At 31.3% G+C, this 20,077-nt stretch carries 21 protein-coding genes and 1 tRNA gene; 15 read left to right on the forward strand and 7 right to left on the reverse strand.

Translation table 11 applies throughout. The annotated features are described in order from the left end of the window. Positions 1-56 precede the first annotated feature (56 nt). Entirely contained in the window at positions 57-1,790 is a 1,734-nt protein-coding gene (ribBA, locus tag TX50_RS04770) for a bifunctional 3,4-dihydroxy-2-butanone-4-phosphate synthase/GTP cyclohydrolase II (protein ID WP_011132526.1), read from the forward strand. Here the strand turns inward: ribBA and TX50_RS04775 are convergent. From TX50_RS04775 to TX50_RS04795, 5 genes are all read right to left on the reverse strand, one after another. Continuing rightward, entirely contained in the window at positions 1,787-2,224 is a 438-nt protein-coding gene (locus TX50_RS04775) for a peptidylprolyl isomerase (RefSeq protein ID WP_011132527.1), read from the reverse strand. The genes ribBA and TX50_RS04775 overlap by 4 nt on opposite strands. Positions 2,225-2,260: 36 nt before the next feature. Then, positions 2,261-2,653, reverse strand: coding sequence for a DUF3110 domain-containing protein (locus tag TX50_RS04780; protein ID WP_011132528.1), 393 nt, complete (start codon positions 2,651-2,653; stop codon positions 2,261-2,263). A gap of 34 nt (positions 2,654-2,687) precedes the next feature. After that, a complete protein-coding gene (locus TX50_RS04785) occupies positions 2,688-3,662 on the reverse strand; it encodes a DnaJ C-terminal domain-containing protein (RefSeq protein ID WP_036930448.1) in 975 nt (324 codons plus the stop codon). Continuing rightward, a complete protein-coding gene (gene dnaK, locus TX50_RS04790; RefSeq protein ID WP_011132530.1) occupies positions 3,613-5,610 on the reverse strand; it encodes a molecular chaperone DnaK in 1,998 nt (665 codons plus the stop codon). Before dnaK ends, TX50_RS04785 begins: the two co-directional genes overlap by 50 nt. A gap of 226 nt (positions 5,611-5,836) precedes the next feature. Next, a tRNA-Ser gene (locus TX50_RS04795) sits at positions 5,837-5,923 on the reverse strand. A gap of 50 nt (positions 5,924-5,973) precedes the next feature. On the opposite strand from TX50_RS04795, the gene TX50_RS04800 reads away from it, so the two are divergent. From TX50_RS04800 to psaK, 9 genes are all read left to right on the forward strand, one after another. Next, positions 5,974-6,348, forward strand: coding sequence for a 2Fe-2S iron-sulfur cluster-binding protein (locus TX50_RS04800; protein ID WP_011132531.1), 375 nt, complete (start codon positions 5,974-5,976; stop codon positions 6,346-6,348). A gap of 5 nt (positions 6,349-6,353) precedes the next feature. Beyond that, complete coding sequence (locus tag TX50_RS04805) at positions 6,354-7,202, forward strand: inositol monophosphatase family protein (protein WP_011132532.1); 849 nt, start codon at positions 6,354-6,356, stop codon at positions 7,200-7,202. A gap of 21 nt (positions 7,203-7,223) precedes the next feature. Further along, the gene (locus TX50_RS04810; protein ID WP_011132533.1) at positions 7,224-8,375 is read left to right on the forward strand and encodes an ATP phosphoribosyltransferase regulatory subunit; all 1,152 of its coding nucleotides are present in this window, start codon (positions 7,224-7,226) and stop codon (positions 8,373-8,375) included. Between the two features lie 149 nt (positions 8,376-8,524). Next, positions 8,525-10,429, forward strand: coding sequence for a molecular chaperone HtpG (htpG, locus tag TX50_RS04815; RefSeq protein ID WP_011132534.1), 1,905 nt, complete (start codon positions 8,525-8,527; stop codon positions 10,427-10,429). Between the two features lie 39 nt (positions 10,430-10,468). Continuing rightward, positions 10,469-10,705 carry a 50S ribosomal protein L28 gene (rpmB, locus tag TX50_RS04820; RefSeq protein WP_011132535.1) on the forward strand — a complete coding sequence of 79 codons (237 nt, stop codon included), beginning with the start codon at positions 10,469-10,471 and terminating at the stop codon, positions 10,703-10,705. Positions 10,706-10,710: 5 nt separating this feature from the next. Further along, complete coding sequence (locus TX50_RS04825; protein WP_011132536.1) at positions 10,711-11,244, forward strand: peroxiredoxin; 534 nt, start codon at positions 10,711-10,713, stop codon at positions 11,242-11,244. Positions 11,245-11,249: 5 nt separating this feature from the next. Next, positions 11,250-11,552 carry a DUF2499 domain-containing protein gene (locus TX50_RS04830; RefSeq protein WP_011132537.1) on the forward strand — a complete coding sequence of 101 codons (303 nt, stop codon included), beginning with the start codon at positions 11,250-11,252 and terminating at the stop codon, positions 11,550-11,552. Next, complete coding sequence (locus tag TX50_RS04835) at positions 11,545-11,880, forward strand: DUF3593 domain-containing protein (RefSeq protein WP_011132538.1); 336 nt, start codon at positions 11,545-11,547, stop codon at positions 11,878-11,880. The genes TX50_RS04830 and TX50_RS04835 overlap by 8 nt, the downstream gene beginning before the upstream one ends. A gap of 64 nt (positions 11,881-11,944) precedes the next feature. Continuing rightward, positions 11,945-12,208 carry a photosystem I reaction center subunit PsaK gene (psaK, locus tag TX50_RS04840; protein ID WP_011132539.1) on the forward strand — a complete coding sequence of 88 codons (264 nt, stop codon included), beginning with the start codon at positions 11,945-11,947 and terminating at the stop codon, positions 12,206-12,208. A 2-nt stretch (positions 12,209-12,210) separates the two neighbouring features. Here the strand turns inward: psaK and dxs are convergent, their stop codons facing one another. Beyond that, on the reverse strand, positions 12,211-14,124 hold the full coding sequence (gene dxs, locus TX50_RS04845; RefSeq protein WP_011132540.1) for a 1-deoxy-D-xylulose-5-phosphate synthase: 1,914 nt from the start codon (positions 14,122-14,124) through the stop codon (positions 12,211-12,213). Between the two features lie 116 nt (positions 14,125-14,240). Here dxs and ilvA point away from each other — a divergent pair, with 116 nt between their 5' ends. From ilvA to TX50_RS04860, 3 genes are all read left to right on the forward strand, one after another. Beyond that, a complete protein-coding gene (gene ilvA, locus TX50_RS04850) occupies positions 14,241-15,782 on the forward strand; it encodes a threonine ammonia-lyase, biosynthetic (protein ID WP_011132541.1) in 1,542 nt (513 codons plus the stop codon). Between the two features lie 81 nt (positions 15,783-15,863). Further along, complete coding sequence (scpB, locus tag TX50_RS04855) at positions 15,864-16,346, forward strand: SMC-Scp complex subunit ScpB (protein WP_011132542.1); 483 nt, start codon at positions 15,864-15,866, stop codon at positions 16,344-16,346. Positions 16,347-16,377: 31 nt separating this feature from the next. Beyond that, on the forward strand, positions 16,378-16,656 hold the full coding sequence (locus tag TX50_RS04860) for a YggT family protein (protein ID WP_011132543.1): 279 nt from the start codon (positions 16,378-16,380) through the stop codon (positions 16,654-16,656). 3 nt (positions 16,657-16,659) lie between these two features. Here the strand turns inward: TX50_RS04860 and TX50_RS04865 are convergent, their stop codons facing one another. Next, the gene (locus TX50_RS04865; RefSeq protein WP_011132544.1) at positions 16,660-16,989 is read right to left on the reverse strand and encodes a nucleoside triphosphate pyrophosphohydrolase family protein; all 330 of its coding nucleotides are present in this window, start codon (positions 16,987-16,989) and stop codon (positions 16,660-16,662) included. 61 nt (positions 16,990-17,050) lie between these two features. Here TX50_RS04865 and pyk point away from each other — a divergent pair, with 61 nt between their 5' ends. Together pyk and TX50_RS04875 are read left to right on the forward strand one after the other, a co-directional pair. Further along, on the forward strand, positions 17,051-18,841 hold the full coding sequence (gene pyk, locus TX50_RS04870; protein WP_011132545.1) for a pyruvate kinase: 1,791 nt from the start codon (positions 17,051-17,053) through the stop codon (positions 18,839-18,841). Further along, positions 18,834-20,063, forward strand: coding sequence for an ABC transporter permease (locus TX50_RS04875; RefSeq protein ID WP_011132546.1), 1,230 nt, complete (start codon positions 18,834-18,836; stop codon positions 20,061-20,063). Before pyk ends, TX50_RS04875 begins: the two co-directional genes overlap by 8 nt. The last annotated feature ends 14 nt before the right edge of the window (positions 20,064-20,077 follow it).

The raw sequence follows: 20,077 nt of genomic DNA on the forward strand, positions 1-20,077 counted from the left end.
ATAAGTGTTGACAAAAATAATAATTTAAACACTTTTTTCTATATTGAATAGTAATAATGAAAGAAACAAGTCCCAAATCAAATAATGGAACAATTGTGGATAATAACGAAAATTTTAATATAGAATTTGATCCCATAAGCGATGCATTAGCTGCCATAAGAAATGGAGAATGCATAATTGTTGTTGATGATGAGAGAAGAGAAAATGAAGGCGATTTAATTTGTGCCGCTCAGTTTGCAACTCCTCAACAAATTAATTTTATGGCAACAGAGGGTAGAGGTTTAATATGTTTAGCAATGCAAGGAGAGAAGTTAGATGCCTTAGATCTTCCTTTAATGGTTGATAGGAATACAGATGAAAATCAAACTGCATTTACTATTTCAATAGATGCAGGTCCTGAGAATAATGTAACTACTGGAATATCAGCAGAGGATAGAGCTAAAACTATCCAAGTTGCAATAAATCCTTCAACTAAGCCAGAAGATTTAAGAAGACCAGGACATATATTTCCACTAAGAGCAAAAAAAGGAGGAGTATTAAAAAGAGCTGGACATACCGAAGCAGCTGTAGACATTGCTGCTATGTCTGGTCTTTATCCTGCTGGTGTGATTTGTGAAATTCAAAATCCAGATGGTTCAATGTCAAGACTTCCACAACTTAAGCAATATGCAAAAGAATGGGGCATGAAGCTAATATCCATTGCAGACCTAATCAGTTATAGATTTCAAAACGAAAGATTTGTTTATAGAAAATCTGACGCAATCCTCCCTAGTATTTTCGGTAATTTTAAGGCATATGGATACATAAATGAACTTGACGGTTCTGAACATATTGCACTAGTAAAGCAAAAGTCAAATAAATTGAGTGAACCAGTATTAGTAAGGATGCATTCAGAATGTTTAACCGGTGATGCTTTTGGATCACTACGTTGTGATTGTAGACCCCAGTTAGAGGCCGCGTTAGCAAGGATTGAAAAAGAAGAAGAGGGTGTGGTTGTTTATTTAAGACAAGAAGGAAGAGGTATTGGTTTGATTAATAAATTAAAAGCATACAGTTTACAAGATGGTGGTTTGGATACTGTAGAAGCAAATGAAAAATTGGGTTTTCCTGCAGACCTAAGAAATTATGGAGTTGGAGCACAAATATTAACTGACCTTGGGATCAAAAAGTTAAAACTACTTACAAATAATCCTAGGAAAATTGCTGGATTAGGTGGATATGGAATAGAAGTTACAGAGAGAGTCCCATTAGTGATATGTCCTGGAGAGCATAATTCTGAATATCTAAATGTTAAGAGACAAAAACTTGGACATATGTTGGAAGAAGAAAAATTAAATTCAATAGATATAGATCCTTATATTGCTATTTTCCTAGATGGTGACTATAAATCAATAGATTTAGTTCCTATCAAAAATAAAATAATTGAATTCTGCGAAAAAAATAAAATAAATATTATGTTAGAAAGCTCTCCTAGACTATTAGCATTTTGGAATAGACCTAAATTAGTATGGAAAATATTGCATGACAAAAACAGAGAAGATTTCACTATTAACGATAATGAAATTAATAAGATTGAAATTTTTATTAAATTTTTATCAGAATATAATAAAAGTTCAAAAGTAGGAATTATCGTATCAAAAAATATTCAACAGGCTTTACATCCAAAAAACAGTATTAAATTAAAAAATACCAAGTTTTCAATAAAGAATGAAGAATTACACTCATCCACTAGGAAATTTAATCTCGATAAAGAAACGTTCAGTATTATATTTGATAAAAAATTATCTTAAACTAAACTGGCTTTAATAATTTTTGAGCCGTTTGTTAGTTTTAAAACAATATCCATATCGTCTGTTTTTCCAAAAACAGTATGTACTCCATCCAAATGAGGTTGTGCCTCATAAACTATAAAAAATTGACTCCCACCTGTATTTTTTCCTGCATGAGCCATTGATAGCGAACCTTTTAGATGTTTATTAGAATTGATTTCACAATTAATTTTATATCCTGGTCCACCTGTTCCAGGCATGCCTGAAGATCCTGCACGTGTGTTAGGGCAACCACCTTGAGCCATGAAACCTGGGATAACACGATGAAAGGCTAATCCGTCATAAAAACCTTCACTAATTAGTTTTGTGAAATTATTAACTGTATTAGGCGCGTCATTAGAAAATAATTCAATATTTATATTACCAGCATCAGTTTCAAATAAAGCTTTTGTCATTGTGAGTTTAATTATCTATAACTTTTATTTTAAACGTTAGAGAAGCTTTTCAAGATTCTCCTTAATGGAATTTAAATCTATATTTTTATCTATATTTTCTTCTCTACATTCTTCTTCGTTCCAAGTCTCCACTTCTAAATTTTTTTGAGGAGGAGAAATTAGTAATCTATCCTCTGCTGTTTTTGGCACAAAATTTTTCTCAACCAATTTACATTCATAATCTAGTTTTGTACAAAAATCTCTAATTTCATCTATCGAAATCATTTCTACTGTAGGCAATGGGAAATCCTGAGCCTCTAAAAGTCCACAGTAACGTTCAGCATCATCTTTTTCTTCAAACATTAGAACTATAGTCCTACCTTTTAACTCTATTGAATGTATTCCTTCTTTCTCTGTACCGAAGTTATAAAGTAAAACATAAATATTCATAAAAACTTTTTTAAAATTATTATATATTATTTAACTATTCATCTGATAGTGATAATTCTTGAAGTCTGGTATATAAAGCTATTTCCTCATCATTTATATCAGCAGGAATAACAACCAGAATTTCTACAAACTGATCTCCAATATTATCTCCAAAACTCAATCCTCTGCCCTTAAGTCTTAACAATCTTCCAGTTGAAGACTTTGGAGGTACTTGAAGAGTTACATTTCCATCAAGAGTAGGAACTTCTACTGCACATCCAAGAAGGGCGTCGGGGGGAAATAACTCTAATTTATAAAGAACACGTAGACCATCTATACGAAGTCCATTTTCAGTTTGGACTTTTAATTGTAAATAATGATCTTTTCCACCTTTTGCAATATTTTCTAATCTCAATCTCCAACCATCTCCAGCGAATGGGGGAGTATCAACTTCTACAACAGTTTGATCTTCTAATTCTATTAATATGGATGCACCACTCAGAGCTTCATCCGGGGTTAATTCGATAATAGTTTCGATATCTTGATGAAGCTTTACAGGTGGTGGTTCTTCTGGAGATCTTGCTGGATAGTCGTAACTATTAAACTCTTCTTCATTAAAAATTGCATTAGGCTTTTCATCTTCATAAAAATCAGAGGTTTGATCATAGCTTTCATTATCTAATTCAGATTCGTATTCAAATCCAAATAGAGAATTAAGATAATCTTTAAATTCAGGAAAACCTGTGCTGTATTTATTATAAATTTCTTCATTAGAAGAATTAGAATCTATAGATTTAACTCGTCTGACAGGATCACGTAAGAATTCGTAAGCTTCATTAATTAATTTAAATCTATCCTCAGCATTTATATCATTTTTATTTAAATCAGGATGCCATTTTCTCGCTTCCCTTCGAAAAGCTTTTTTTAGTTCAATATCGTCGAATTTAGAAGATAAACCTAAAATCGACAAATAGTCTTTTTTAGAGGAAGTAGTCATTGTCCCATGGATCGTCATCCCTAGAGTTACCATACCTTGAATTTCTAGAATTACTATTCATTTGATTGTCCCAAGGATCATCATCCCAATAATCATCTGAAAATAATTCATCTTTTAAAGAGCCAAAGGTATTTTTAATTCCTTGTAATGGATTACTATCAACTTTCTTCTCCGCAGCAAATCTTCTATTTAAACCAAAAAGGGCTTCTTGCAAAGAACTTACAGAAATTTCTAATTCTTGAGGATCATCATCATCTATAAATTCTTCAACATCTTGAATTGCAAGCTCTACCGCCCTCTGTTGTCGCTCTGCTCCATATGGTCCAAATTCTAAGGAAGCGTCTCTTAATCTTCTCTCTGCTTGAGCAATTAGTGTAAGTGCATTATTTTTTCTATCAATTACTGATCTTTTTATCCTGTCTTCTGTTGATTTTGACTTTGCCTCAGCGATCATCATATTAATTTCTTGTTCATTTAAATTCGAACCTCCGGAAATACTTACTGTTTGTTTTCTACCTGTAGTTCTATCAGTTGCACTGACTTCTAACAATCCATTTGCGTCAATATCGAAAGCTACTTGTACTTGGGGAATCCCTCTAGGTGCGGGAGGTATACCTGACAATCTGAATTTTCCTAACGATTTGTTTTCTGAAGCCAGTGGCCTCTCGCCTTGTCTAACTTGCACAACTACTGATGATTGATTAGATTCCGAAGTACTAAAAACATCTGATTGCCTTACTGGTATAGGGGTATTACGTGGAATAAGAACCTTCATAAGTCCTCCAATAGTCTCTAATCCTAGGGACAAAGGAGTTACATCATTTAAAAGTAAATCACGTAAATCTCCACTAATTATTCCAGATTGTATTGCAGCACCAATTGCAACAACTTCATCAGGGTTTACAGATTGACATGGCTCATTAGGAACAAGAGTTTTAACTAATTGTTGTACCATTGGTATACGAGTACTTCCACCAACAAGGACGACTTCATCAATTTGTTCAGCATCCCAACCAGAATCTTCTAAAGCAATTTGAACAGGTTCAAGCAATCTATCGAGAAGATCATCAGATAACGATTCAAATAATTTCCTATCGAATTCCTCTTCAATATGTAATGGTCCATCATCACTTGTAGTAATAAAAGGTAAAGAAATTTTAGTTTTTTGTAGTCCTGACAATTCACATTTAGCCTTCTCAGCAGCTTCTGTAAGTCTTTGAAGAGCTTGCCTATCTCGTCTTAAATCAATCTTATGTTTCTCAAGAAATCGTTCAGCAATCCAATCTACTATTTTGGAATCAAAATTATTACCTCCGAGTTGAGTATCTCCACAGGTCGCTTTTACATCAAAAACACCATTAGATATCCTTAACAATGAAACATCAAAAGTCCCTCCACCTAAATCAAAAACTAGTACGTTATTAGAAGAGCTTTTTTCAAAACCATAGGCTAATGCTGCTGCTGTTGGTTCATTTAAAATTCTATCAACCTTTATCCCCGCTAACACGGCAGAATCCTTTGTAGCTTGCCTCTGAGACTCATTAAAATAGGCAGGTACAGTAATTACGGCAGAATCAATCGTGTCTCCTAAATAAGTTTCTGCATCATTAATTAATTTTCTTATTATCGAACTTATTAACTCTTCAGGGGCATACTCACGCTCTGTAAATGGACTTAGTATTCTAACACTACCTTTATCATTAGATTTTACATTATACGGAACAGAAATACTTGTTTCATCAAGTTCATCCCAATCTCGTCCAATGAATCTTTTTAAGTTATAAAATGTATTTTTAGGATTTAAAACAAGTTGCCTTCGAGCCTGATCACCAATAACAATTTCGGAGTTTTTAGTGAATCCAACTATTGAAGGGGTTGTTCTTGTACCCTCTGAATTTGCAATTACAACGGGGCGGCCAGCTTCTATAACTCCTACAACGGAGTTAGTAGTACCTAAATCAATCCCAACTATTTGCCCCATAGTATTACTTGATTAATTAAAAGTTATCCTTAACTAATAATTTAATCAATTTAAATTCTCTGTTATCTACATATAATAATAAAAATCTATTAATTTCAACTTTATTTAAATAAATAAATTCATTTACTTATTTTTTTTCTACTTTTAAAAAATACATATAATTTATAAAGTATTGATTAGTTAAAATTCTAATTGTTATTTTATATCTCTATCAATTAAAATGAAACGGAGAGAGAGGGATTCGAACCCTCGATAAAGTTGCCCCTATACAGCATTTCCAGTGCTGCGCCTTCAACCACTCGGCCACCTCTCCTTAAGATTTATATTTTAGCCTTTTAATATCCCATTATTGAGGAAAGTTACTTGAAAAAGACTTTTAAAGTCACTATTACGAATAAAGAAACTGGTAAAATTTATCAGGAAAATATTAGTGATCAAGAATATATACTAAAAGAGTTTGAAAAAAAAGGTTTAAGACTTCCATTTTCCTGTAGGAATGGATGTTGTACAAGTTGTGCGGTAAAAATCATTTCGGGTAAGCTTGATCAACCAGAAGCAATGGGAGTATCTCAAGATTTAAAAGATAAGGGTTATGCTCTTCTTTGTGTTGCGAAAGTAATAGAAGATATTGAAGTCGAGACTACCTATTATGATGAGGTTTATGATTTACAATTTGGCCAATATTTTGGTAAAGGAAAAACGAGAAAAGCTCCTCCCTGGGAATTTGAGGAAGATTAATTATTATGCTTGAAATTCAAGAATTTGAAGAAATCAATTCAGAAAATGATTTAATTTTTCTTACTAATATAGCTAAAGAGAGTGCTCTTATAGGTAATGAAATTCTAATTAAAAATTATAATAAAATTCAAACAATCACTTCAAAGGGGAGAAAAGGTGATTTAGTTACCAACGTAGATTTAGAAGTAGAAGAGAAAATTAAGGAGTACTTAACAATTAAAACTCCCGAAATTTCTATTCATGCGGAAGAATCAGGAAAATTAATAAAGACTTCTCAATTAACTTGGTGTATTGATCCATTAGATGGAACAACTAACTATTCTCACGGTTATCCATTCTTTGGAACTTCAATAGGTCTCTTATATAAAAATAATCCTATCTTAGGTGCTATATCAGTACCATATTTAAACGAACTTTATTCTGCATGCATAGGGAAAGGTTCATATTGCAACGATAAAAAACTGATGGTATCAAATGCTAATTCTCTTATCGATAGTCTTCTCGTAACAGGTTTTGCATATGATAGGTTTGATACTGAAGATAATAATTATGCAGAATTTTGTTACTTAACACATAAAACTAGAGGAGTAAGGAGAGGAGGTGCAGCGGCTGTTGATTTAGCATTTGTTGCCTCAGGGAAAGTAGATGGATATTGGGAAAGAGGTCTAGAAATATGGGATTTAGCTGCTGGTGCTATTATTGTTAAAGAAGCCGGTGGTTCCGTATCTGATTACCCTAACGGTGAATTTAATCTTAGCTCTGGAAGAATATTGGCTTGCAGTCCAAGACTTGAAGAAGAGCTAAAAATGGAATTAAGCAAAGTCACTCCTCTTAATAAACAACTTTACACTTAAGAATGAAATTATCGTTTTAAAATGAGTGATATTAAAGAATTTAATTTAATAGATGTAAGGAATAATTCCTCAATTGTTAATGATTTAAATAATGTATATAAGTTGTGGGGTTATGAAGAAATTTCACCTTCATTTATTAATAATCTTGAGACAATCAAAGGTAGAGAAGTAATTGATGGGGATGAACTTATTGGAATAGTAAGTAATAGTTCATTATGTTTAAGACCAGAAATGACAACATCAATTGTTAAATTAACATCCACAAGATTATTAAATAAGAAGAGACCAATAAGACTTTTTAATAGTGGTATTGTATTTAATAAAAAACAAAGTTATAAAAATACTTATAAATTTCAAGAAAATTTACAAAGCGGGATAGAACTAATTAGTTATGACACTCAATACCCTGAGATTGAGGTGATTAATATATTATTTGATGCAATTGATAATATCAATTTAATTGATAGTTGTAATCTAACACTTCTTGTTAGTACAACAAAAATAATGGATTTAATATTATTCAATTATAAAAATAATAATTATGAGGAGATTAAAAAATGCATGGTAAATTTAGATCATGAATCACTGGATAAATTAAATATTGACAACAATGATAAAGCAATATTGAAGGAATTATTATTTACCAGAGGGGAACCTGCAATCATACTTAAAAAGCTTAAAAATATTTATGGTAATAATAATGTGATTGAGGAACTTGACTGTTTATTTAATACTTTATCAAAAATTTCAAAAAAATATAATATAAAAATACAACTTGATCCTACTTATCAACCTCATCTTAATTTATATGCAGGTATAGTTTTTCAACTTATTTGCGATAATAAAAATGTTAAAACCATAATTGCAAAAGGTGGTAGATATGACGAATTAGTAAGATATTTTAATCCTAATGAAAAAATAATTAATGGAATTGGATTCACAATTTCTATAGATAATTTAAGAGAATTGATAGTTGAAAAATCTCAAACTAAAAAGAAAGTGTTGCTGTTATTTAAAAATTCTTATTTATTAGATAAAGGTATAAATGAGCAAAAAGCATTACAAAAAAAAGGGATAATTACAATACTATATTTGAATCCATGTAATGATAATTCTAAAGCCAACATTCTTATGAAAGAACATAATTGTACTGAAATTCAATGGATTAAATAATTTTTCGCTTTGAGATTTATAAAAAAAAATGAAATTTGAATAAGCAACGACAATATAAATTTTTAGTACGGACAATACTCCTAATTAAACTTGATTAACCTTAAAATAGGAAATAAAATCTAATAGTTCAAAAAAAAAAAGAAATTAAAATGGAAAAAGGTGAAATTAGAATAAATACCGAAAATATTTTTCCAATAATAAAAAAAGCTGTATATTCTGATCACGAAATTTTTTTAAGAGAACTCGTTAGTAATGCTGTAGATGCAATTAGTAAAAGAAGAATGGCCTCAATGGCTGGAGATTGTGAAAATTGTGATGAACCTCAAGTAAAAATTACTATTGATAGGGAAAAAAATATCTTAAAAATTTCTGATAATGGTATTGGAATGAATGATGAAGAAATAAAAAAATATATAAACCAAGTTGCTTTTTCTAGTGCTGAAGAGTTTCTAACGAAATATAAAAAAGATAATGACGAATTTATAGGACATTTTGGATTGGGTTTTTATTCTAGTTTTATGGTCGCAGATAAAGTCAATATTTTAACTAAATCAGCCATAGGTAATAGTAAAACTTTTAATTGGTCATGTGATGGCTCACCTAACTTCACATTAGAAGAATCTGAAAGAGATTCAGTCGGAACAGATGTAATCCTTCATTTAATGGATGAAGAAAAAGAATTTATAGAACCAGAGAGAATTAAATCGCTTATTAAAAAATATTGTGACTTTATGCCTATAGATGTTCTATTAGAGGGTGAAACAATTAATAAGAAAAATCCTCCATGGAGAAAACAACCTAGTGAACTAAAGGATGAGGATTATATTGAACTATATAAATATTTATATCCTTTTCAAGGAGATCCTCTTTTATGGATTCATTTAAACACAGATTATCCATACGACATACAAGGTATTTTGTATTTCCCTAAATTATCTGGAAGAGCCGATTGGGAAAAAGGCGAAATTAAACTATTTTGCAACCAAGTATTTGTAAGTGACTCAATAAAGGAAATTGTACCTAAATATCTATTACCCTTGAGAGGTGTAATTGACTCTACAGATATACCATTAAATGTAAGTAGAAGTGCATTGCAAACTGATAGAAAAGTCAGATCTATTTCATCATTCATTTCAAAAAAGATTGCTAATAAGTTAAAAGACTTAATAAAAAATTCGCCTGAATTTTATACGGAAATTTGGGATTCAATTTCTGCCTTTATTAAGATTGGAGCCATCGAGGACGAAAAGTTTGCTGATCTTGTAGAAAATAGTATTATTTTTGAGACAATTATAAATTCTGATAAAGACGTAAAAAAATATCTCGATGATAAATCTCTTATTAAATCTAAAGAAAAGTTTTACACAACATTATCAAATTATAAGGAGAGAAATAACATAGTCGATTCCAAAAAAATTATTTATTGTTCTGATGTAATTGGGCAATCTAGTGCTTTAAAAATTTGTTTATCCGACAACAAAGAAGTAATCAAATCTGATCCTTTAATAGATGCACAATTTCTTCCATGGATAGAAAATAAAAATGAAAATTATCAATTTCAAAGAGTTGATTCTGAAATAAATGAGCTTGAAGATAAAGATTCAAAAGAAATAGTTGATAAAGATGGCAAATCAAACACAGATAATTTAAAGGATATTATTTCTAAAGCATTAAATAACGATAAAGTTACAGTAAAAGTTCAATCTCTTAATAGTAAAGAGGCTCCTCCAGCAATGATATTGTTACCTGAACAAATGAGAAGAATTAACGATATGGGGGCATATATGGAACAAAAAATGCCAGGATTACCTGAATATCACGTCTTATTAATTAATAAAGAACATCCACTCATTGCAGGATTAAATAAAATAACTGGTAATAAAATTATTCTTGATAAAAAAGACCCAGTTGAAAATCCATTAGCATCAAAAATTGCTAATCATGTTTATGACATGGCGAAATTAAGTGTAGGAGGATTAGATCAAGAACAAATTATAAATTTGCAAAATAATAATGCTGATTTAATTTCAGATTTACTTAAAACATCAAAATAAGTATTGTGTTAAAATTAATAAATATATTCTCCAAATAATATGTCTAGGGTTTGTGAACTGACAGGTGCAAAAGCTAATAATGGAATGGCTGTTAGTCATTCGCATATACGTACTAAGAAATTACAACAAGTAAATCTTCAAAAAAGGAGACTTTGGTGGCAAGAAGGTAAAAAGTGGGTAAACATAAAAATTAGTACTAAGGCATTAAAATCAATACAAAAGGTTGGTTTAGATAAGGTTGCCAAAACAAATGGAGTGGATCTCAATAAGTTCTGATTTTGATGAAGAGTTTGTTTGGCCTTTTTGTAATATTAATATCGTTAATTTTTAATCTTAAATCTGCAATTGCTTTTGATTATGCTCCTGAGATAGGAGATTCAGCTCCTAGTTTCCATTTAGAGGGAATAAACAAAAGTATTAAATCAAAAAAAATATGGGATTCGAATGAATTAATAGGTAAATGGATAGTTTTATATTTTTATCCTAAGGATTTTACCGCTGGTTGTACTCTAGAAGCTAAAGGATTTTCTCAATTAAAAAACGACTTTTCTAAATATAATGCTGAAATAATAGGAATAAGTGCTGACAATCAAGATTCACACGACAGTTTTTGCAGTGAAAAATCAATAAATTACACATTATTATCCGACCCCAATGGTACTATTAGTGCAAAATATGGTTCCTGGATTCCTCCTTATTCCGATAGGAATACTTTTTTGATTTCACCAGAGGGAAAAATAACATACAGATGGATAAGTGTTTTACCAATCAATCATGCAAAAGAAGTACTTAATATATTAAAGAAAAATATATAAATATTTTGCACGAACTTTCATTTGGTACTTGGTTAATTCATATCAGCTCAGTAATAGAATGGATTTATGCAATTTTTATAATAAACAAAATAAGTAGCTATAAAAAACTAGAGCTTTATTACTGGTTAAGTCTCGCGATGATACCTAATTTAATTGGAGCTATGTGTGCAATTACTTGGCATATTTTTGATAATCAACCTGAATTATATGGCTTAGTTACCCTTCAAGGGATTTTCACCTTTATAGGGAACTCAACATTAGCTATCGCTACTATTGCAATTTATAAAAGAACAGAATCCTATGAATGATTTTTTTTTAAGATTTCTAAATTACTTATCAAGATTTGATAATACAGCCTTATTTGCAGCATCTATAATTCCATATTCGATTTTCTTATATTATTTATACAAGATAAAGTCATTAAATAAATTAATCAAAGTTGGTTTTTCTTTAACTGTATTATTTGTATTTATAACCATAGTAATTTCGATATATTCTCTTACTTACTATCAAAGAACTCTTGTTGAAGTTGACTTACTTCATGGTTCAGCAGAATTTTTCTTAACTTTAAGCGATTTTGTTATTTTACTTGGCTTTATAAAGATGTTAAATCGTCTAGAAGTAAATAACTCTTAAGACCTTTTACAATTATGTGATTTATTGCTCGAAATAAAGGAGAATATAGAAAATAACATTTTTTATGCTTACTACATTATTTGCAGCAGCGGCTGCTCCCGCAACATTTGAATGGTCACCAAAATGTGCCATCGTAATGATTGCATGTAATGTTTTTGCTTATGCAATTGCAAGAGCCACAATAAGAAAACCTAATGAAGGTTTTGAAATTCCTAATTCACAATTCTTTGGTGGTTTAAGTCATGCTTCTGTCGTAGGAGCTAATTGCCTAGGACATATCTTCGGAATAGGGGCAATACTAGGATTAGCTTCTAGAGGTGTATTGTAAAATTATTCAACGGTAATTTTAGAATTTAATTTTGCTAAATTAAATTTGTTAATAATTTTTTCTGCCATCTGATCAGGTGTAAGTCCTAATTTTTCTTTACTCTGATCAGGTGATGCATGATCTACAAGTACATCAGGAATACCAATTCTTAAAACTGGTATATTTATATCATTATCGTTTAACATTTCAACAATAGCCGAGCCAAATCCTCCAACTAATGTACCTTCTTCCATTGTTACTACCTTTTTAAGTTTTCTTACTAACGGTATTATTAAATCTTGATCAAGAGGTCTAACAAATCTAGCATTAATAATACAAGCACTAATGCCTCTATTTTTTAGTAAGTTTGCAGTTTCAGTAGCGGATTGAACCATTGAACCATAAGCAATAATTAAAACATCATCACCTTCTTCTAAAATTTCTCCTTCGCCTATCTTCAAAGGCTCCCATCCCTCATCCATTACTGCTACACCTAAACCTGAACCTCTTGGAATGCGAAGTGCTGTAGGTCCCTTGTAATTAATAGATGTAATTAACATTCTTTGAAGTTCAGCTTCATCTTTTGGAGCCATTAAAACAAAATTAGGAATAGCTCTCATATAGCTAATATCATATTGACCCTGATGAGTTGGACCATCGGCACCAACTATTCCTGCTCTATCTAAAACAAAGGATACAGGTAGATTCTGAATACCTACATCATGAATTAGCTGATCAAAAGCCCGTTGCAAGAATGTACTGTAAATAGCAACTACAGGTTTAAGACCATCGCAAGACATTCCAGCTGCTAATGTAACTGCATGTTGTTCAGCTATTCCTACATCTATATATTGTTCTGGAATATTTTTTTGTAATAAATCTAGTCCAGTTCCAGTAGCCATCGCTGCTGTAATTCCTATAACCTTACTGTCTTGCTCGCAAATTTTTAAAAGCGTTTGACCAAATATTTTACTATAACTGACTGGTTTAGGCTTACTTGATGGAATTGATTTACCAGTCGTAAGATCGAATGATGATTGAGCATGGTACCCTACTTGATCTGCTTCTGCATATGGATATCCTTTCCCTTTTGTTGTAACAACATGAACCATTACTGGTTTTTTAAGTCTATGAGCAGCATTGAAAGTATTTATAAGATTAGAAATATCATGTCCATCAATTGGTCCCATATACGTAAAACCAAGTTCTTCAAAAACTGCTCCAACTTTTGGTACAGCTAAACGTCTAACACTTCCTTTTATATTTTTTAATTCTTCAGGTATATCTTTACCTATAAGAGGAATATTTTTAACACTTTCCTGAACACTATCTGACAAAAATTGTAATGGTGGACTTAGTCTTACTCTATTTAGATATGTAGAAAGAGCTCCAACAGGAGGAGATATTGACATATCATTATCATTCAGAACAACAACTAAGGGAGTATTTGGCAAATGCCCCGCATGATTTATCGCTTCTAAAGCCATTCCCCCAGTTAATGCTCCATCACCTATAACTGCAACGCATTTATGATCTTCCCCTTTTCTATCTCTTGCAATTGCCATTCCTAGCGCAGCTGATATTGATGTACTTGCGTGACCTGCTCCAAAGTGATCAAAATGACTTTCACTACGTTTTAGATAACCAGCAATACCTTTTTGTTGACGTAAAGAGTCAAACTCATTGAAACGTCCAGTAATTAATTTATGAGGATAAGCCTGATGACCAACATCCCATACAACTTTATCAAAATCAAGATCTAATGTTTGATATAAAGCAAGTGTTAATTCAACAACGCCTAGTCCAGGCCCTAGATGTCCTCCACTTGTTGAAACCACCTCCAAATGTCTCTCTCTAATCTGACAGGCAATTTCCTCTAATTGTGATACCGTTAAACCATGTAATTGATTTGGATGGCTTAACTCACTTAAAAGCATTATTTAAAAATATTTACTTACCTAATCTAAAACGTTAAGGTGCAAATTGAGTAATTTTTTTGAAATAGATTATGTAATGTTTTATTAGGTTAATATTTAATGCTAAAAATATAAATATGGAAGATTATTTAAAAAAAATACTTCAGGCTAAAGTTTATGAAGTAGCTAAAGAAACACCTTTAGAAAAAGCAAATAATTTAAGTAAAGCACTTAAAAATAATATTTATTTGAAAAGAGAAGATCTTCAAGATGTATTTTCTTTTAAAATAAGAGGTGCCTTTAATAAAATGAGACAATTACCACAATCACAACTTGCTAATGGAGTCATAACATCAAGTGCTGGTAATCATGCACAAGGAGTAGCACTAAGTGCATTGAAATTAAATTGTAGCGCAACTATATTAATGCCAATAACTACTCCTTTAGTAAAAGTAAATGCTGTTAGAAATTTAAAAGCAAAAGTTATATTATTCGGTGATAATTATGATGAAACCTATAAGGAAGCATTACGCCTTAGTGAAGAAAATAATTTATGCTTTATTCATCCATTCGATGATCCTGAAGTAATAGCTGGCCAAGGAACAATTGCCATTGAAATAGAAAAACAAGTCAAAGAACCACCAGAAGCAATATATGTTGCGGTTGGAGGAGGAGGTTTAATAGCTGGTATTTCTTTATACATAAAAAATATTTGGCCACAAGTAAAAATAATTGGTGTAGAGCCTGAAGATGCTGATGCGATGACTAAATCCCTAAATAACTCAAAATTAATAGAATTAGCATCAGTTGGTCAATTTGCTGATGGCGTAGCAGTAAAAAAAGTTGGAGAAAAAACCTTTGAAATCGGAAGAAAATATATCGACAAAATGATAACTGTAAATACTGATGAAATATGTGCCGCTATTAAGGATGTTTTTGAAGATACCAGATCAATCCTAGAACCAGCTGGAGCTCTATCTATTGCAGGAATGAAAAAGGATATATTCGAATCTAAATACGCAAACAAAAATATGATTGCCATCGCATGTGGTGCAAATATGAATTTCGAAAGACTACGATTTATAGCAGAAAGATCTGCACTTGGAGAGTACAAAGAAGCAATGTTTGCCGTTGAAATACCAGAAAAAGCGGGCAGCTTAATTAATTTCTGTAGTTTGTTAAATAATAGAAATTTAACAGAATTTAGCTATAGGATGTCCAATTCAGTTAATGCTCAAATATTTGTAGGAATCGAGGTTAATGGAGTAATCGATAAAGATGAACTATTACAAGAATTTAGGAAATCAAATTATCCTTTTATAGATATAAGTAATGATGAATTATCTAAAAATCATCTAAGACATATGGTAGGTGGTCGTTTGCCTCAAAAATTCACCGTACTTGAAAAATCAAAATATATTGAATTGCTATATAGATTTGAGTTTCCAGAAAGGCCAGGAGCATTAATAAATTTTCTAAAAAATATGAAATCAAATTGGACAATAAGCATCTTTCATTATAGAAATCATGGTTCTGATGTAGGAAAAATTGTTATAGGAGTATTAATAGATCGTGCTGAAATTAATTACTGGAATAAATTTGTTGAATTCTTAGGATATAAATACTGGGACGAAACTAATAATCAAACATATAAATTATTCCTTGGTGCATCTGATTAAAATAAGGTAACTTGGGAAAGAATTAGGTATTAAAAAATTAATAAAGTTGATCTAATTACAAAAAAATTAACCGATATAAGTTTGGTTACAAGAGTTGAGGCTGTTCTTTATCTTAAAGGTAGACCAATATCAAAAAAAAATCTTTCAGAAATTACTAATGCGGATATTAATTCTATTGACAAGGCATTAAGGGAATTAAAGGAAAAATACTCAAACACAAAATCTGCAATAGAATTAAATGAAATTAATAGTTGTTATTGTCTAGAGTTAAAATCAATTCTAAATGAATTTGTGGAAGATTTATTACCATCTGAATTAAGAACATCAGAATTAAGGACACTTGCAACAATTGCAATTAAGAAAAAAATACTGCAATCAGATCTTATAGTTTTAAGAGGGTCAGGAGCCTACGACCATATAAAGGAATTAACAAATAAAAAATTTATTATTAAACGTAAGCAAAAAGATGGTAGATCTTATTGGCTATCATTGTCTGAAAAATTTTTTCAAACTTTTGCTGTAAGCAATGAATATTTATCGCAAATAGGCGGCAATAAAAAGTAAATGTTACAATTAGCTAAACTACTTGAAAATAATGTTGTCTGAGATTTTTGCGGTTTTAGGTCAAACCTTATCAATTTATTCATTTATTTTGATCATTAGGATATTACTTACATGGTTTCCTGGAATAGATTGGAGTAATGGAATATTATCAGCATTAACGTCAATAACAGACCCATATTTGAATATATTTAGAGGAATAATTCCTCCAATTGGTGGCTTTGATATTTCATCGTTGTTAGCTTTTCTACTTCTTAATGTTATCCAAAACCTTATTACTAATCTTCAATATGCCAGCTTAGGATATGGTTAAAATTTAACGATCATCTCCGGAACCAGAAATTTTACCCTTAGCTGCTCTTAACTTCAATTTTTCTAAATTTTGTAAAGCAACTTCTTCTAATTCGAAATTGAATTCATTGCAAAGATTAGATATATACCATAGAACATCACCTAACTCTTTTTTTATCCCTTTTTTAGATTCTTCATCAAAAATACCTTTTTTATCTCTAATTACTTTTTTTACTTTTTCTGCAACTTCACCAGCTTCTCCAACTAATCCTAGTGTTGGATAAATATTGTTTGAGCCTAAATTTGGATATTGGGCTGTTAAGCGAGCTTGCTTCTGATAAGTTTTAAAATCCATAGATTAAATAACTAACTTTATGTATGTTAAATTTACTTATATCTAGCAATATTATTTATATATGTCGAATATTGATTTAAAAAGGAGAACCAAGATTGTTGCAACAATTGGACCAGCTACTCAATCAGAAGAAATTATTACTGATCTTATTAAGGCTGGAGTCACAACATTTCGATTAAATTTTTCTCATGGCGATCATAAAGATCATCAAGAAAGAATACAAACCATAAGAAAAGTTTCTGAAAAGCTAGATCTAGATATTGGAATACTTCAGGATCTTCAGGGTCCTAAAATAAGATTAGGAAGATTTAAAGATGGTCCTGTAAAAGTAAAAAAAGGAGATAAATTCTCATTAACTTCCAATGAAGTTGAATGTACAAAAAGTATAGCTAATGTTACCTACAACAAACTTGCCCAGGAAGTAACTTCAGGTAAAAGAATATTGTTAGATGATGGAAAAATTGAAATGATTGTTGAAAAGGTTGATATAGGAAATAATTTATTAGAGTGTAAAGTAACTGTTGGAGGAGTCCTTTCTAACAACAAAGGTGTAAATTTTCCAGATGTACAATTATCTGTTAAAGCTTTAACTGATAAAGATATAGAAGATCTTGAATTTGGATTAACTGCTGGTGTTGATTGGATAGCTCTGAGTTTTGTAAGAAATCCGTCTGATATTAATGAAATAAAAAATTTAATAAATAAGAATGGACATTCAATTCCTGTTGTAGCCAAGATTGAAAAATTTGAAGCAATAGATCAAATAGATTCAATATTACCTTTGTGTGATGGGGTTATGGTTGCACGAGGAGACTTAGGAGTTGAAATGCCAGCAGAAGAAGTCCCTCTTTTACAAAAAGAGTTAATTAGAAAAGCAAATACACTAGGGATCCCCATTATTACCGCCACACAAATGCTTGACTCAATGGCATCAAATCCAAGGCCAACTCGCGCTGAAGTAAGTGATGTAGCTAATGCAATTCTTGATGGTACAGATGCTGTAATGCTTTCAAATGAAACAGCTGTGGGTGATTATCCAGTAGAAGCTGTTGAGACCATGGCGACAATTGCTAGAAGAATTGAACGTGATTATCCACTAAAAGCAATTGAGAGTCACCTTCCTAGTACTATTCCAAATGCAATAAGCGCCGCAGTCAGCAACATTGCTAGACAACTTGATGCTGGGGCAATAATCCCTTTAACCAAATCCGGTTCAACAGCCCGTAATGTGAGTAAATTCAGACCTCCTACTCCTATTCTTGCTACCACTACAGAGCGATGTGTCGCGAGAAGATTGCAATTAGTATGGGGAGTGACTCCTTTATTAGTCAAGAATGACGATAGGACTGCAAAAACATTCAGTATTGCAATGCAAATAGCACAAGAACTAGGGATTCTTAAGCAAGGAGACCTGGTAGTTCAGACTGCAGGGACACTAACAGGTATAAGTGGTTCGACTGATCTAATAAAGGTTGGGTTAGTAAGAAAAGTGGTAACTCGAGGAATATCAGTAGGGGAGATAGGTGTAACTGGCAAAGCAAGAAATATAAAGACTAATCTTGATTTATCATTGATTTCTCCAGGTGAAATTTTATTTGTACCAAAAAATATCTTAATGGATTTACCTTTCACCAAAATAATTACTGGAATAGTTACGGATGAAAATATAGATGAATGCTATAAAGTATTCAAAAAAAATAATATTAAGATATCCACTATTTGTAATTTATCTGCTATTGACAATCTTGTATCGAACGGGGATTTAATAACGTTACAACTCAATGAAGGGGTTGTTTATATGGGGCAGATAGAAGACGATGAGGATGCACTAGATAAATATAAGTATGTCTAGGAATATATCTCTTAAAGAAGCCTTTAATATGGCTGGTAAAACTTTAGTTTCAAACAAATTAAGAAGTTCTCTTACTATGCTTGGAATAATAATAGGTAATGCATCAGTAATAACACTTGTAGGATTAGGGAGAGGAGCTCAAACTCTTGCCAAAAATCAATTAAGTAATTTAGGTGCAAATGTTTTATTTATTGTTCCAGGCAATAACGATACCCGAAGAAGAGGTATATCATTTCCAAAAAATCTTGTTTTAGAAGATTCAATTGCAATTAACAATCAAGTCCCGAGTGTTAAAAAAGTTGCACCACAAATCTCTGCAAATGAAATTGTTCAATCAAATTCAAAAAGCCTAAATATTTCAATTGCTGGTGTTACTCCTGAATTTCTTGACGTAAGAAGTTTTGAGGTAGATGAAGGAAGATTTATCTCCCAAAGTGACGTAAATTCAGCTAGAAGTTTTGTTGTAATTGGACCTGATCTAAAGGAAGACTTTTTTAAGGGAAACACTGTAATTGGAGAAAAAATAAGAATTAAAGATCACACCTACGAAATAATTGGAATTTTGAAACCTAAAGGTGCTGTTTTTGGTAGCAATCAAGATAAAAACGCATATATACCTCTTACTACAATGGTTAATAGAATAAGTGGAAAAGATCCTACCTATGGAGTTAGCTTAAGTTTTATAAGTGTGGAGGCTACTAGTAAAAACAAAACTAGTGCTGCAAAGTTCCAAATTACAAATTTATTGCGTCAAAGACATAACATCGTAAGGGACGATGATTTTGCAGTTAGATCTCAAGAAGATGCATTAAATATCGTAACAAACATTACAAGTGGTCTTACATTTTTATTGGCAGGTATAGGTGCTGTCTCTCTTATTGTTGGAGGTATAGGAATAATGAATATAATGCTTGTTTCTGTAAGTGAAAGAACAGAGGAGATTGGTTTAAGAAAAGCAATAGGAGCGAAACAATCAGATATTCTTATACAATTTTTATTTGAGGCTTTAATTTTATCTACTATTGGAGGTTTGGTTGGAACAACAACCGGTTTGACAGGGGTATTTCTTCTAGGAGTAATAACTCCGTTGCCAGCTTCGGTAGGAATAACAACAACGTTGTCAACAATGATTATTTCAGGTTCAATAGGATTAATCTTTGGAGTGTTACCAGCCAAAAGAGCCTCACAATTAGATCCAATTGTTGCTCTAAGAAGTTTGTAAATTTTTATTAGTAA

Origin of the sequence: Prochlorococcus marinus subsp. pastoris str. CCMP1986, assembly GCF_000011465.1 — a bacterium.
Classification (GTDB): Bacteria; Cyanobacteriota; Cyanobacteriia; order PCC-6307; family Cyanobiaceae; genus Prochlorococcus_A; species Prochlorococcus_A pastoris.